Source organism: Streptomyces sp. NPDC048507, from assembly GCF_043199995.1.
In the GTDB taxonomy this organism is placed as follows: Bacteria; Actinomycetota; Actinomycetes; order Streptomycetales; family Streptomycetaceae; genus Streptomyces.
Genome location: NZ_JBICWZ010000024.1, coordinates 67,329 through 81,770, shown reverse-complemented (window position 1 = coordinate 81,770; position 14,442 = coordinate 67,329). Strand labels below are relative to the sequence as shown.

General features: G+C 74.2%; 14 protein-coding genes. 3 read left to right on the top strand and 11 right to left on the bottom strand.

The features are described 5' to 3' along the window. Positions 1 to 186: 186 nt before the first annotated feature. The 9 genes from ACGFXC_RS35030 to ACGFXC_RS34990 all read right to left on the bottom strand — a co-directional run bounded on the left by ACGFXC_RS35030 (position 187) and on the right by ACGFXC_RS34990 (position 8,592). Positions 187 to 1,812 carry a flavin-containing monooxygenase gene (locus ACGFXC_RS35030; RefSeq protein ID WP_393718956.1) on the bottom strand — a complete coding sequence of 542 codons (1,626 nt, stop codon included), beginning with the start codon at positions 1,810 to 1,812 and terminating at the stop codon, positions 187 to 189. A gap of 83 nt (positions 1,813 to 1,895) precedes the next feature. Then, entirely contained in the window at positions 1,896 to 2,423 is a 528-nt protein-coding gene (locus ACGFXC_RS35025) for a hypothetical protein (protein WP_393718955.1), read from the bottom strand. Continuing rightward, on the bottom strand, positions 2,420 to 3,736 hold the full coding sequence (locus ACGFXC_RS35020; protein ID WP_393718954.1) for a hypothetical protein: 1,317 nt from the start codon (positions 3,734 to 3,736) through the stop codon (positions 2,420 to 2,422). Before ACGFXC_RS35020 ends, ACGFXC_RS35025 begins: the two co-directional genes overlap by 4 nt. A gap of 94 nt (positions 3,737 to 3,830) precedes the next feature. Then, complete coding sequence (locus ACGFXC_RS35015) at positions 3,831 to 3,983, bottom strand: hypothetical protein (protein ID WP_393718953.1); 153 nt, start codon at positions 3,981 to 3,983, stop codon at positions 3,831 to 3,833. A 241-nt stretch (positions 3,984 to 4,224) separates the two neighbouring features. Further along, positions 4,225 to 5,841, bottom strand: a complete 1,617-nt coding sequence (locus ACGFXC_RS35010; protein WP_393718952.1) for a SulP family inorganic anion transporter — start codon at positions 5,839 to 5,841, stop codon at positions 4,225 to 4,227. A gap of 47 nt (positions 5,842 to 5,888) precedes the next feature. After that, complete coding sequence (locus tag ACGFXC_RS35005) at positions 5,889 to 6,572, bottom strand: carbonic anhydrase (RefSeq protein WP_393718951.1); 684 nt, start codon at positions 6,570 to 6,572, stop codon at positions 5,889 to 5,891. Positions 6,573 to 6,800: 228 nt separating this feature from the next. Next, entirely contained in the window at positions 6,801 to 7,205 is a 405-nt protein-coding gene (locus ACGFXC_RS35000) for a hypothetical protein (RefSeq protein ID WP_393718950.1), read from the bottom strand. Positions 7,206 to 7,328: 123 nt separating this feature from the next. After that, the gene (locus ACGFXC_RS34995) at positions 7,329 to 8,048 is read right to left on the bottom strand and encodes a class I SAM-dependent methyltransferase (protein ID WP_393718949.1); all 720 of its coding nucleotides are present in this window, start codon (positions 8,046 to 8,048) and stop codon (positions 7,329 to 7,331) included. 97 nt (positions 8,049 to 8,145) lie between these two features. Beyond that, a complete protein-coding gene (locus tag ACGFXC_RS34990; protein WP_393718948.1) occupies positions 8,146 to 8,592 on the bottom strand; it encodes an anthrone oxygenase family protein in 447 nt (148 codons plus the stop codon). Positions 8,593 to 8,683: 91 nt separating this feature from the next. Between ACGFXC_RS34990 and ACGFXC_RS34985 the strand changes: the two genes are divergently transcribed. Beyond that, on the top strand, positions 8,684 to 9,262 hold the full coding sequence (locus ACGFXC_RS34985; protein ID WP_393718947.1) for a TetR/AcrR family transcriptional regulator: 579 nt from the start codon (positions 8,684 to 8,686) through the stop codon (positions 9,260 to 9,262). A gap of 51 nt (positions 9,263 to 9,313) precedes the next feature. Here the strand turns inward: ACGFXC_RS34985 and ACGFXC_RS34980 are convergent, their stop codons facing one another. Continuing rightward, positions 9,314 to 9,961: a response regulator gene (locus tag ACGFXC_RS34980; RefSeq protein ID WP_393718946.1), complete on the bottom strand. Its 648-nt coding sequence runs from the start codon at positions 9,959 to 9,961 to the stop codon at positions 9,314 to 9,316. Further along, positions 9,946 to 11,166, bottom strand: a complete 1,221-nt coding sequence (locus ACGFXC_RS34975) for a sensor histidine kinase (protein ID WP_393718945.1) — start codon at positions 11,164 to 11,166, stop codon at positions 9,946 to 9,948. The genes ACGFXC_RS34980 and ACGFXC_RS34975 overlap by 16 nt, the downstream gene beginning before the upstream one ends. Before the next feature lie 108 nt (positions 11,167 to 11,274). Between ACGFXC_RS34975 and ACGFXC_RS34970 the strand changes: the two genes are divergently transcribed. Then, positions 11,275 to 12,042, top strand: a complete 768-nt coding sequence (locus ACGFXC_RS34970) for an ABC transporter ATP-binding protein (RefSeq protein ID WP_393718944.1) — start codon at positions 11,275 to 11,277, stop codon at positions 12,040 to 12,042. Beyond that, positions 12,042 to 14,423, top strand: coding sequence for an FtsX-like permease family protein (locus ACGFXC_RS34965; RefSeq protein ID WP_393718943.1), 2,382 nt, complete (start codon positions 12,042 to 12,044; stop codon positions 14,421 to 14,423). Before ACGFXC_RS34970 ends, ACGFXC_RS34965 begins: the two co-directional genes overlap by 1 nt. Positions 14,424 to 14,442 lie beyond the last annotated feature (19 nt).

Below are 14,442 nucleotides of genomic sequence, written 5' to 3'. Positions count from 1 at the left end.
GGCGATACCGAGCCTGCGTCCCGACTTGGTCATTTTCTTGGTCCCTTCGTCCCGAGTGGAGCCTGGAGCAGTGATGCTGGCACCACGGAAAAGAGATCTCCTCGAAGGGGAATCGATCGGGGCCGGCCCGCGGAGGCCCTCGCGGCGCCGCTCCGGGAAACCGCTCCCCGTGCCGGCGCCCGCCGCTCAGCCGGACAGGGTGAAGCCGCTGTAGCCGGCCGCCGCGCGGGCGTCGCACTCCTCGCGGTAGCGGTCCAGGCCCGCGGGGTAGGCCAGGAACACCCGGGGCTTGCCCGGTACGTTCGCCCCGTTGTACCAGGAGGCGACGTCCCGGTAGAGCGTCCGGCCGGCGAGGGAGGCGACGTGCTCGCCCCACGCCTCCTCCGCCCGTGCGGTGGCGTCGATCTCCGTGTGGGAACGGTCCCGCATGAAGGCGATGCAGTCGGTGATCCACTCCACGTGCTGCTCGATCGCGACCACGGCGTTGCTCAGCACGGAAGGGCTCAGCGGCCCGAGGACGGTGAACAGGTTGGGGAACCCGGCCGAGAGCAGTCCCAGGTGGGTGCGCGGCCCGTCGGCCCACTTCTCCCTCAGCGTGGTGCCGCCCTTGCCCACGATGTCGATGGCGACCTGGGATCCGGTCATCGCGTCGAAGCCGGTGGCATGGACGATGACGTCGGCCGCGTGCTCACGGCCGGCGGTCCTGATGCCCCGGGGTGTGATCTCCACGATCGGATCCCGCGCGAGGTCCACGACGCTGACGTGCGGCTCGTTGAAGGTGGCGTAGTAGCCGGTGTCCAGGCACGGCCGTTTGGTGCCGTACGGGAACCCGCGCGGAGTCAACACCTCAGCGGTGTCGGGGTCGTTGATGGCCGCCCGGATCCTGGCGCGGACGAACTCGGCGACCGTCTCGTTGGCCCGCGGGTCGGTGAGGAGGTCGGTGTACGTCCGCAGGAGCCCGCTGAGCAGGCCGGATTCCCAGCCCAGGGCGTACGCGGCGTGCCGCTCGGACTCGGTCGCCCCCAGGGCCGGCCCGGCCGGCGGGTCGAAGACGGTGCCTCCCCGCGACCGCCGCTGCGCCGCGCGGAACCGCGGGTACCCGGCCTTGAACGCGGCGGCCTCCGCTGTGGACAGGGGCCGGTTGCGGGCGGGGAGCGCGTAGACGGCGGTGCGCTGGAAGACCGTCAGCGACGCCGCCCGCCCGGCGAGCAGCGGGACGGCCTGGACGGCGGAGCAGCCCGTACCGATCACGGCGACCCGCCGCCCGGCGAGGTCCACGTCCTCGTGCGGCCAGTCGGCGGTGTGCAGGGAGCGCCCCGCGAAGCCGGCGGCCCCGGGGATCTCCGTTTCCTTCACGGCCGACATGCAGCCGGTGGCCAGGACGAGGAACCGGGTGCTCACCCGCTCGCCCGTCCCGGTGGTGACCTCCCAGGTGTGCGCGTCCTCGTCGTACACCGCGCGCTCCACCCGGGTGCGCAGCCGGATGTCCTTGCGCAGGCCGAAGCGGTCGGCGACGTGTTGGAGGTAGCGCAGCAGCTCCGGCTGGGACGCGTAGCGCTCGCTCCACGCCCACTCCTGGTCCAGTTCGGGGGAGAAGGAGTAGGAGTACGAGGTGCTCTCGATGTCGCACCGCGCGCCGGGGTAGCGGTTGCGGAACCAGGTGCCGCCGACGTCCTCGCACGCCTCGAACACCCTTACCCGCAGGCCGAGTTCGCGCAGTCGGTGGAGCTGGTACAGGCCGGAGAAGCCCGCCCCGATCACGACCGCGTCGAGCGTGGGGGCGGCGCGGGAGGGCCGGTGGGCACTGGGCATGCCGTTCTCCTGGTGGGTTCGGGGCGCCCGGCCCCTGCCGGCGGGGGCGGACGGTGCGGACGGTGCGGGCGGGTCCGTGGTCCTCAGGCCGGGGGTGCGGACGGTGCCAGCGCGGAGATCTCCGCCAGCCCCATGCCCAGCTGCCCGTTGAGGAAGGCGACGATGGTCCAGTGCGGCAGGGCGTCCCGGTCGAAGGGGCCGAAGGCGGCGGTGTACAGGGGGATCCAGCGCAGGGCCTCCTCGGCGGACCTCTCGCGCCCGCGCGGGAGTTCGCCGCCGTCCTGGTAGTCGCCGTAGGCGATGCTGCGGTGGTGGACGAAGCGCCGGCCGGGCAGGCGTTCCTCGCACAGGTCCCGGTACTCGCGGGTCTGCAGGATGAGGAAGTGCCAGATCTCGTCGATCTCCTGCTCCACGGGGAGGAAGAGGCCGCCGAGCCGGTCGGGGTGGAGGGAGACCAGGTAGAGGTAGCGCAGGCATTCGCGCACCTGGTGCTCGACGTGGCCGCGTTCGTGCCCGGTCTTCGTGGTGAAGTGCCGGACGGTTTCCTCGTGGAGGGCCGCGCCCAGGAGGTCGGCGGCGCCGGGGGCGTGGGGTGCGGCGGCCGGGGTCATGCGGGCGGCTCCTGTCCGGGGCGGCGTACGGGTTCCGGTCCGGGCTCCGGTCCGGGTTCCGGTCCGGGTTCCGGCTCGGGCCGCAGCCAGGCGTACTTGCCGGAGCGGCCGATCGGCAGGTGCGCCACGTGGGCCGGGGTGCACGGCCGCCCGGTGAGGTCGCGGACGGCGGCGCCGAGCCGGCAGGCCCGGGCGGCGTCGAGCGGACGGCCGTCGAAGGTCACGTACGCGAGGGTGGCGGCGCTCCCGGCCCCGGGCGCGGTCCCGGTCGGGCCCGGCCGGTACTGGTAGAGGAACACCCGCTCGCAGACGTCCGCGACGCGCACGTCGAGGTCGGCCTGGGAGACGGGCCCGTGCGGCGTGCCGAGGAGCTCCTTCTCCCGGCCGCAGAAGGCGGTGATCCGCTCCGGGTCGTCGCTGCCGTCGGAGGTGCGCACGCAGTCGCCGGAGCGGTAGCGCACCAGGGGCATGTGCGGGTTGCGCAGGCTGGTGACGATGAGGCTGTGGATGCCGCTGCCGGGCGCTACGGGGATGAGCTCGACGCTCATGTCCTCCAGGTGGGGCCGGTACCGGCCGGTGCGGGGGTCGCTGGAGTAGAGGTAGCCGAGCTCGGTGCTGCCGAAGAGGTCGACGACGGGACAGTCGAAACGCTCGCGCAGCAGGGCGCGGACGTTGAGCGGGGTGTACTCGTAGGCGTGGACGATGCCGGCGGGCCGCGGGAACTCGTCCCACAGCCGCCAGGCGTCGGCCTTCCGCACGAGGTGGGCGAGGTGGTAGCCCGAGCAGTCCAGGTGGTAGGTGCCCTCGGGGTGGGCGTCGGCGATCTCCCGGATCTCGGCGAGCATCGTCCGCACCTCGCCGCGGGTCCAGGCGGCCGGGTCGAGGGTGCGGTTGAGGTAGAGCGTGCGGTCGTCCAGCCAGCGCTCACCGGCCGTGGCCCCCGGCTTGCCGGCGTTGACCCGGGCGACGTGCTCGGTGGCGAGGACGGTGGTCAGGGAGACGCGCTTGGCGTCCGCCGCCCAGGTGGCCCGCAGGTCGGGGTGTTCGCTCCAGAGCCGGTAGTAGGAGCGGAGCAGGAAGTAGGGCGGCCGGATCAGCTGCATCCGGGCGTTGTTCGTGCCCGTCGACAGGACGAACTCGGCTTCTCCCGCGGCGAGGGCCGCGGCCAGCCGGGGCGTCATCCAGTTGTCGGGGAACCCGCGGGCGATCTCGGGCTTCTCCAGGATCGGGAAGTCGCCTCGGGCGACGCTCTCGCGGTAGAGCGGAATGTCCCGTACCCGGTCCACGACGTGGGGGCTGGGCAGCGGATTCATCGGGGCCTCCGTGCGGTCGGTGGGTCGGGGAGCCGGGAGCCGGAGGCCGGCGCCGTGCGCGGACGGCGCCGGCCCCCGGTGCGGGCGGAGCGGATCAGGAGATGCAGCCGGTCTTGCCGGTGACGCTGATGCAGCCCTCCTTCGACGTCGCGCTGATGCAGCCGTCCTTGGCGCCCTGCGCCGAGTTGGCGGCGACCCACTGGGCCCAGACGGCGTCCTGGGTCATGTGCTCGATGAGCCGGTCCATGGTGGTCCTCCTGGTAGGGCGGATCGGGGAACGCGGGCGCCGCGGTCCCCCCGTCGGCGACCCGCCCCCAGAACGTAAAGAGACGGTCAATCACCTGTCAAGGATGGGTCAAATCCCTTGGCGCAAAGTGACCGTGGGCGCCGCGCGCCCGTGCGCGGGCAGCCCGGTGCGAGACCCGGCGGGATTCTCCCGCGGGCCCCTCCACCAGCTCTCGCACCGTGCGGGCAGAGCCCTCCCGGTGTCAGTCCTGACCGGCTCCGGCGGGCCCGGGACGGTCATCACGGCTCGATCTGCGCTCCCGGCCCGGCGCGCCGCCGCTCGTGGCGCCCACCGTCGCGGGGCCGTCCGCCCACGGCAGCCGCGGCCCGGTGTCACCGGTGACCAGGCGTACCGGCCCGCCGCCCGCTGCCCGGTGCCGCAGCGCCCAGCCCTCCAGGGCCGTCTGGCAGGCCACGTCGAGGTGGTGCACGCCGCGCAGGTCCAGCTCGACGGGACGGTCCTTCGGCAGCGACTCCAGCGTCTCCAGCGTCCGGGGCAGCCGCAGGAAGGTGGCATGGCCCGTCAGGGTCAACACCATCCGTCCGTCGGTGAGTTCGCGCAGGTCGACCTGGACGTGCGAGGTGTCCCAGGCGCACTTGGCCACCGCGAGGACCAGCCCCAGGACGACACCTTCGAACAGGTTCGTCACCACGATCGCGACGGCCGTGACGCCGAGGATCAGCGCCTCGCCCCGGTCGCGGCGCACCAGGGGGGCGATCTCCTTGACCGGCACCAGCTTGCAGCCCGCGTGCACCAGTACGCCCGCCAGGGCGGCCAGCGGGATGACGCCGATGGCGGCCGGCAGCAGCACCGCGAACAGCGCGAGCCATACTCCGTGCAGGATCCGGGAGAGCGAAGTGCGCGCCCCCGCCTGCACGTTGGCCGAGCTGCGGACGATGACGGCCGTCATGGGCAGTGCGCCCAGCAGGCCGCACAGGCTGTTGCCGACGCCCTGCGCCACCAGTTCCTTGTCGTAGTGCGTGCGCGGCCCGGTGTGCATCCGGTCCACGGCGGCGGCGCTGAAGAGGGATTCGGCGGACGCGATGAGGGTGAAGGCGACGACGGTGCCGAGCACGGCGAGCCCGCCCAGTTCCGCCAGTTCGCCGAGGCCGGGCGGCTGGATGCCCTCCAGCAGGCCCCGTACCGTCACGGGCGCCACGTCCAGGCTGAAGACGGCCGACGCGAGGGTGGCCAGTGCCACGGCGGCGAGCGGTGCGGGCACCACCCGGACGGAGGCGGGCATCCTGGGCCACAAGACGAGCACGGCGATGGTGCCGAGCCCCACGGCCACGGCGGTCTGGGCGCCGGGACCGGCGACGACGTCGACGACGAGCCCCGGCAGGCCGAGGATCTTGTCCAGGCCGGAGCGCGGTTGCCGGGCCGCGGCCATGGTGTAGAGCTGGCCGAAGACCAGGACCAGCCCGATCCCCGCCAGCATGCCCTGCACGACCGAGACGGAGATGGCGCGGAACCATCGCCCGCAGCGCAGCAGTCCGAGCAGGATCTGGAGCACGCCCGTCAGGAGCACGATCGCCCCGAGCAGGCCGAGCCCGAACTCCTGGACGGCCTCGAAGACCAGCACCGTCAGCCCGGCCGCCGGGCCGCTGACCTGGAGCGTGCTGCCGGGCAGGAACCCCACCACCAGGCCGCCCACGATGCCCGTGATCAGGCCCAGTTCGGCGGGCACCCCGGACGCGACGGCGACGCCCACGCACAGGGGCAGGGCGACGAGGAAGACGACCAGCGAGGCGAGCACGTCCTGGCGCAGCACATGGGGCCGGCGCAGTTCTCCGAAGGACGAGCGCAGGTGGGAGCGCATGGCCGAAACGGGTGCGGGTGCGGGGCCGTCACCGGGCCCGGAGCGGTTCACAGCGGCCCGAACGCGGGGCGGCCCGCGTCTACGGCAGGGCCCGCGTCTGCCGCAGGTTCGTGCGCGGCCCGCGCGCCGTCCGCCCGGGGCCGGTAGGCGGTGACGGCGCCGGTGTGCACCTCGTAGTACCAGCCGTGCAGGGCCAGCGAACCCCGCGCCCGGCGCTCGTCGACGCAGGGGTAGCCCCGTAAGGCCGCCAACTGCGCGACGACATGGGCCTGTACGGCTTCGGCCACGTCCGGCGCTCCGGCCTCCAGGGAGCGCACCGGGGCGCCGGAGGGGACGGAGTGCTCCAGCCAGCCGCGGACGGCGGGCACGGTGGAGAGGTCCTCGCCCCGGACCAGGGCGCCGATCGCACCACAGTGCGAATGCCCGCAGACGACGATGTCGCGGACGCCGAGCACGCGCACCGCGTACTCGATGGTGGCCGCCTCGCCCAGCGGGCGGTCGCCGGCCGTCCGTGGATAGGGCGGGACGACATTGCCCGCCGTGCGGAGTTCGAAGAGCTCGCCCGGCCGCGCGCCGGTGATCAGGGCGGGGACGACGCGCGAGTCCGAACAGGTGATGAAGAGGGCCTGGGGCGACTGGCCCGCCTCCAGGGCCCGGAAGGTGTCGGCGTGCCGGGGATCGGCGACGTGGTGCGCCGCGAACGCGCGCGCGTGGTCGATGAGTGACTTCATGCTGGCCTGCCTCCTGCGCCCGTCACGGCAGGGTGCCGGGGCGCGGTGTGGTCGGGTCGGGGGAGCGGGGCTCCGGCGCGGTCCCGTGGGGCGAGGCCGGGGCGCCCGACTGCGCGGTCCGAGCGGACCGTGCCCAACATTTTGCCAGCTCCATACCTGTCTTTGGGAGAGTGTTTTGTGCCAGGGCCGGATGTCCGTATCAGACACGGACGCGGTGGCCGAGGGTCTCTAGTGCGGCCCGTGCCCGCGAGCGTCCCCGGTGACGGAACGGGCGAGGGAGGCAACGGCCCAGCTCCCGAGGAGACTTGCCGTCGCGATCAGGCCCACGCCGATGACGAAGAGGCCGCTGCTGTCGTCCGACCAGTCGGCGTAGGCCGCGGCGGTCAGCCCGGTCGCGGTGCCCAGCACCGTGCCCCCGACCTGCCGCCGGGACCCGGCCCAGGCCGCCGACGCCACCAGGGTCAGGACCAGCCCGATCACCTGCCAGGCCTCGTACGGACCGGTGACCGAGCCGTCGGGGTGCACGTCGCGGTGCTGGTCCCAGCCCAGCCAGGCGGCCCACGCCGCCACCGCGACGAGGGCCGACAGCAGGGTGGGCAGGAGCAGGGCGGTGGTCGGTCGCTTCTGGCGCATGCCCCCAGCCTTGCGGGCACGCCGGTCACCGGCCAGGGGGCGGGTACTCACCCCGCCGTGAGTACCACCGCCCACGGGCCGGCCCGGGCGCGCGGGGCAGCGCGCACCGTACCCGGCGCTCGCTCAGGGGCGGCCGGCGACGAACCAGCGCGCCGGGAGCTCCACCGGCGAGCCGTCGGCACGGGTCTCGCTCATGGCGAGGGCGGTCGTGCCCTCGGCGAGGACGCTGAGGCCGGCCGCGCGCAGCAGGCCCGCCACCTCGCCCTCGGCGACCTCGCCCGGGCGCAGGTCGTGTTCCTTGACGCGGCGCAGCTTGGGGGAGGGGCCGCCGGGCCGCGCGGCGATGGCGGCGATGACGTCCTTGGCCTCGCCGGTCGGTTCCAGGACGAGGGCGCGGCCCTGCGCGCCGACCAGCCGGGCGACGGCGGCGGCGACCGCGGGGCGGTCCTCGGGGTCGCTCTGATGCAGGACGGCCCGCATGTAGACGTTGGTGTCGCCGAGGCGCTCGTGCAGGGCGCCGGTCTGGACCGGGTCGGCGAGGTTGAGCTGTTCGTACGCGGCGGCGCCGGCCGGGTCGGCGCGGCGGGCGTGGCCGACGGCGGCGGCGGAGAGGTCGACGCCGACGGCGCGCGCGAAGCGGGTGGCGAGGAAGCGGGTCTGGGTGCCGTTGCCGCAGCCGAGGTCGGCGACCGGGAGGGAGTGGTCGGCGTACGGGGCGAGGTGGTCGAGGTCGCGCCGCGCCGTCAGGGCCGGGTCCGCGTCCCAGAAGGGCTCGCCCGGTTCGCCGGAGCTCTGCTCCCAGAACCCGTCCCAGGAGGTGCGGTAGCGGTCGGACACGGTCATGGGCTCTCCTCGTGCTGTGCGGCGCCGGATGCGTGGGGGCCGCCGTGCCCGGTGGCTACCCCGCGCGCGGCCGGCCCACCCCTCACGAACGGGCGGTTCACACGAGGGCGGTCACCAGCAGGGCGAAGGCGGCGATGATGACGGCGACGCGGGCGTAGTGGAAGCGGTCCCAGTGGTTCAGCTGCTCCTTCCAGTCGGCCGGCAGGCCCTCGGCGTTCCAGGTCTTGACCCGGTCGTTGACCGGGACGAGCAGCAGGACCGACAGGACCACGCTCAGGACCAGCAGCCCGGCGGCGATGACGACGAGGCCGGCGCCCGGCCGGTGCCGGCCGGCGACGGCCCAGATCGCGGCGAGGACGAGCGAGCCGATGTACCAGAACGGCATCACGGCGCCGAGCAGCCGGGCCCCGTGGGAGCGGCCGCGCAGGCCGGTGTCGCCGGGCAGGCCGGCCAGGATCGGATTGACGAAGAAGGCCACGCAGAATTCGACCCCGACCATCACGCCGACGGTCACGGTGGTGAAGACCTCGAGTGCGTTGAGCATGATGACCCCTCCGGATATCTAGCGCTGCTAGCTGATGATGCAACGCTAGTCCGACTGTCGCTCGTTTGTCTAGCGCTGCTAGGATCGAATCATGTCGGTACAGGAACGCAAGGAACGCGAACGGGCGGACCGCGAGCGCCTCATCTTGGCGACGGCCCGCGAACTCGCCGAGCAGCAGGGCTGGGACGCGGTCACCACCCGCCGTCTCGCCGAGCGCATCGAGTACAGCCAGCCCGTCCTCTACAGCCACTTCCGCGGCAAGCGCGAGATCATCGGCGCCGTCGCCCTCGAAGGCGCCGCCGAGATGGCCGCCGAGCTGCGGGTCGCGGCCCGCGCCGCGGACGGCCCGCGCGATCGGGCCGCCGCCCTCGCCCGCGCCTATCTCGGCTTCGCCGAGCGCAACCCGGCGGTGTACGACGCCATGTTCCGGCTCGACGGCGGCCTGCCGTTCGCGCGGGAGGACACCCCGGAGCCCCTGAAGGACGCCTTCGCCGCCCTGCTGGAGAACCTCGGCCCCGTCGCCGGCGAAACGGTCGCCCCGGAGCTGTTCACCGAGGTCTTCTGGGCGGCCCTGCACGGCCTGGCCACCCTGACCCGGGCGGGCCGGCTGCCCCCGCTGGAAGCCGACCGCCGGCTCCGGCTCCTGGTGGACCGCCTCACCCGTCCCTGACGCCCCGCCCGGCGCGCCGGCGGGCCTGCGCCGGGTCACCCCCGGCCGGCGTCACGCCCGCAGGTACGCCAGCACCGCCAGCACCCTGCGGTGGCCGTCGGTGTCCACCGGCAGGTCCAGCTTGGCGAAGATGTTGCCGATGTGCTTGTTCACGGCGGCCTCGCTGATGAACAGCCGTGCCGCGAGACTGGCGTTGGAGCGGCCCTGAGCCACCAGGCCGAGCACCTCGCGCTCACGAGGGCTGAGCCGCTCCAAGGGGTCCTGGCGCAGCCGCAGGAGCTGGTGGATCACCTCGGGGTCCACGACGGTCCCGCCGGCGGCGACCCGCTCGATCGCCGCGGTGAACTCGCTCACCGCGCTCACCCGCTCCTTGAGCAGGTACCCCACCCCGGCCCCGCCGTCGGAGTCCAGCAGGCGCAGCGCGTAGGAGCGTTCCACGTACTGGCTCAGCACGAGCACGGGCAGCCGGGGGAACTCCCCGCGCAGGGCCACCGCCGCCCGCAGGCCGTCGTCGCGCATCGAGGGCGGCATCCGCACGTCGGTGACGATCAGATCGGGCCGGCCGGCGCGCACGGCCGCGAGCAGGGCGTCGGCGTCACCGGCCTCCGCGACCACCTGGTGGCCGAACCGCCGCAACAGCCCGACCAGGCCCTCGCGCAACAGGACGGCGTCTTCCGCCACGATCAGGCGAAGCGACACGGAACCTCCACATGCAGCAGGGTGGGACCGCCGACCGGACTGGAGACCCGCAGCCGGCCGTCGAGCGCCGTGATCCGGTCGGCGAGCCCGGTCACCCCGCCGCCCGCCTGCGGATCGACCCCGCCACGGCCGTCGTCCGTGATGTCGAAGATCAACAAGTCGGAATGGTAGCGCCCGCGCACCTGCGCGACCCGGGCCCCACTGTGTTTGGCGATGTTCGTCATGGCCTCGTTGATCAGGTAGTACATGCTCGTCTCCAGCTTCCTGGGCAGCCGTTCGGGCAGCCGCAGGTCGACGGTGACCGGGATCGGGAACCGGCCCGCGTAGTCCTCGATCGCCGCGGCCAGCCCGTGATCGGCCAGCACCGGCGGATTGAGCCCGCGGACCAGCGCCCGCAACTCCCGGTGCGCGGTGGACAGCTGGGCCTCTGCCTGGTCGAGCAGCCCCGCCTGCGCGGAATCCTGCGGGGTCTCCAGCCGCAGCAGCGCCAGGGTCATCCCCAGGGAGACCAGCCGCTGCTGGGCCCCGTCGTGCAGATCGCGTTCGATCCGTACCCGCTCCGCGTCGAAGGAGTCCAGCAGGCGGGACTGCGAGGCGCGCACCTCGCGCAGCTCCTCGCCGAGCTCGCGGTCGCGCGGGGCGAGGAAGGTACGGGTCATCGCGGCCCGCGCGCCCGCCCACGAGGTCACCGTGTAGGGCGAGGCGAGCAGCACGACGGCGCCGAAGACCGTCCAGGGCCAGGTGTCGCCGTCCACCGAGGCGAGGGTGACCGCCGGTACCCCGAAGCAGAACCCCAGCACCAGCAGGTCCAGCCACCACAGCGCGGCCGCCGAGACCAGGGCGAAGACCAGCTCCCGCCAGGTGACCTGCTCCCTCAGCCGGGTCAGCACCCAGCTCCTGACACCGGGCGCCTCCGCACGGCGGTGCGGATCGGGCAGCCGGTCGAGGTCCACCAGCCGCAACCGCCGCCGCTCCACACCGGCCACCACGGTGGCGGCGAGCACCACCCCCACCAGGGGTACGGCACCGATCAGCACCACCAGCGTCGCCAGACCCGCCGCGAGGCCCGCGGCGAGGACCGCGACGGCCACCGCGCCCACCACGACGCCCCCCGTCAGATAGGCCAGGGACCGCCAGGGCCAGCTCGACGTCAGGAAGCTCAAGGGGCGCTGGGCCATGGCCTGCCAGGCCGTCGTAGGACGCATGGGCCCACGGTAATCGGCCGTCGGGGCCGGGTCGGTAGAGCTGGCTCTACCTCGGAGGTAGAGGCCGGACCAGTGCCCCGCCCACCCCCCGTACCGTGGAATCGGTCCATGACCACAACAAGGCGGACCCCCGTACCGGACGCGGTCGAACTGCACGCCGTGCGCAAGGTCCACGGCGCCGGAGACCGCGCCGTGACCGCGCTGGACGGCGTCTCCATCGGCTTCCCGCGCGGCACCTTCACCGCCATCATGGGCCCCTCCGGCTCCGGCAAGTCCACCCTGCTGCACTGCGCGGCGGGCCTGGAACAGCCGACCGGGGGACGGATCGTCCTCGCCGGAGCCGACATCGGCCGGCAGAGCGAACGCGAACGCACCGTCCTGCGCCGCGACCACATCGGATTCGTCTTCCAGGCCTTCAACCTCGTCGAATCGCTGACGGCGGCCCAGAACGTCGAGCTGCCGTCCCGGTTCGCCGGCCGCCGGGCCGGCCGCGATCAGGTCGCCGGCGCGCTCGCCGCGGTCGGGCTGGCCGACCGCGCGGACCACCGCCCCAGCGAGCTCTCCGGCGGTCAGCAGCAGCGCGTGGCCCTCGCCCGCGCCCTGGTCACCCGCCCCGACGTGCTGTTCGCCGACGAACCCACCGGAGCCCTGGACACCGTCTCCTCGCGCGAAGTGCTGCGCATGATGCGGATGCTCGTCGACCAGGAGGGCCAGAGCACTCTGATGGTGACCCACGACCCCGTGGCGGCGGCCGTCGCCGACGTCGTCGTCTTCCTCAAGGACGGCCGGATCGCCGACCGGATCCCGCTGGACCGGGACCGCGACGGTGCCAACGCCGCCGCGATCGCCGCCCACATGGCCGGGCTGGAGGCGTGATGCTGATCCTCGCGAACGTCCGCGCGCACCGGTCCGGATTCCTCGGCGCCTTCATCGCCGTCCTGCTCGGCACGGCACTCATCACCACCACCCTGGTCCTCTACGACTCCTCCCGGCCCACCGTCGGGCCCCGGTACGCCGCCACCGCCGCCCTCGCCCTGGCCCCACAGGCCCTCGGCCCGGACGGCGGCCGCGAGGACCGGATCCCCTGGAGCCCGGCCGAGGCCCGGTCCCTCGCGGCCCGGCTCGACGGACTCCCCTCGGTCGCCGCCGTCGTCATGGACCGCTCCTTCTACGCCCAGGCGGTCATCGGCGACGCACCCGTGGCCGACGAGGCAGCCCTGGAAGCCGGTCACGGCTGGGACAGCGCCCGCATGGCCCCCCACCGGCTGGTCTCCGGCCGCCCCCCGGCCACGGACCGCGAGGTGGTGGTCGACCAGGCCCTGGGCGCGGCCATGAACAGCGAGCTCACCGTCAACATCACCACGGGACGGGAGCGGTTCACCGTCGTCGGCACCGTGGACGGCCCCGGCTACTACTTCAGCGAGGCCTTCGCCGCGGCCCGGCAGCCCGGTGTCCGCGCCATCGGCCTGATCGCCGAACGGGGCGCCTCCGCCCCGGCGCTCGCCGCCCGCGCCCAGAAGGCCCTGGGCCGCGCGGCCACCGTCGTCACCGGCGACGCCCGCTCGGCGCTCCAGCCCGCGTACATCGAGCACAAACGCTTCCTGGGCGTCCAGCTCGTCACCGCCATGGCCGTACTCGCGCTGTTCACCACGGTCTTCGTCGTCGCCTCCCTGCTGGTCCTGGCGACCGGCATGCGCCGCCGCGAGATCGGCCTGCTGCGCACCATCGGCGCCGGACCGGACCAGATCCGCCGCATGATCCTCGGCGAGGCCGCCGTCGTCGGCGCACTCGGCTCGATCGCCGGCGCCCTGACCGGCCTCGCCGCGACCCCGCTGCTGCGCGCCGTCATGCGCGACCTGGACGTGACGCCACCGGACCTGACGATCACCATCACCGCCTGGCCCCTGCTCACGGCCTGCGCGATCGGCGCCGGAGTCAGCGTCATCGGTGCCTGGGCCGCCGGCCGCAAGGCCGCGCGGGTGGCCCCGATCGAGGCCCTCCTCGAACGCCGCAGCGTCAGCAAAGCGATGGGACGGGGCCGTTGGGCAGCGGCTCTGACCGCGCTCGGCGCCGGGGCCGCCCTCGCCGTCGGCACCGCCACCACCGGCGCCGACGACCGGATCAACACGGCGATTCTCGCCACCATGACGCTCATCGTCGCTGCGGCCCTGCTGGCCCCGGCCCTCGTGGGCCCCCTCGGCCGGGCCCTGACCGCGCCGTTCGGGCGCAGCGCCGCGGCGGCTCCGGTCCTGCTCCGGGCCGAGCTCCTCGCCCACCCCCGCCGGGCCGCCTCCCTGGTGGCCCCCGTGATCGCCGCCGTGGGCTTCGCGGTGCTGCTCAGCGGCATCGTGGAGACGATGCGCGTGGCCTACCCGGCGGGCGAAGCCCTCAAGGTCGCCGGCCAGACGATCGTCACCCCGCACGGCACCCCCGGCAACACCGACGAGGTCGTCACCGCCAACCCGGTGGGCAAGGCCGCCCTGCCCACCCGCGCCTTCGTCGCGGCGGCCGCGGACGGAGTCACCGTCCTCGACGTCCTGGGCACCCGCGACCAGCGCTGGAACACGCCCGGCGAGGCCGTACTCGGCGAGCGGACCGCCCGGCAACTGGGCCTGACGCAGGGCGAGAGCGTCGCCGTCCGGTTCGCCGACGGCGCGAGCGTGACCCTGCGCGTCGGTGCGGTACTGCCCGACGATCCGGCCCGGGGCGACTTCGTGGTCGCCCGCGAGCTGGTCCGCGCCCACGACCCGGCCGCACTCAACGACGACGTCTTCGTTCCGGACGGCGCCCGCGCCTCCGGCGCCGTCCCGGGCACCGCCCTGCACGACGCCGCGGAGTACGCCCTGGCCGACTACCGCACCGACGCGAGGCTCACCGACAGCCTGGCCGGCATGCTGATGGTCATCGCCGTCGGCTACAGCGCGATCGCCGTCGTCAACAGCACGGCCATGGCCGCCCACGGCCGGCGCCGCGACCTCGCCGTGCTGGGGTCCGCGGGCGGTACCGCCCGCCAACTGCTGCTCCTCGCGGCCGGCGAGGCGGCGATGGTCGTGACCGTGGGCGCCGCCCTCGGGATCCTCGTGACGCTGCCACCGCTCGCGGCCATGGCCTCCGGCCTCTCGCAGGCCACCTCGGCCGACGTGGGCCTGCACCTGGACACCGCGGCCGTCGTCCGGACGGTCACCGGCACGCTCCTGGCGGCCACCGCGGCCGCGGTCACGGTCACCTGGCGCACGCTACGCAGCAGGACGGCGTGAGCCCCGGCCCCGGCCCCCG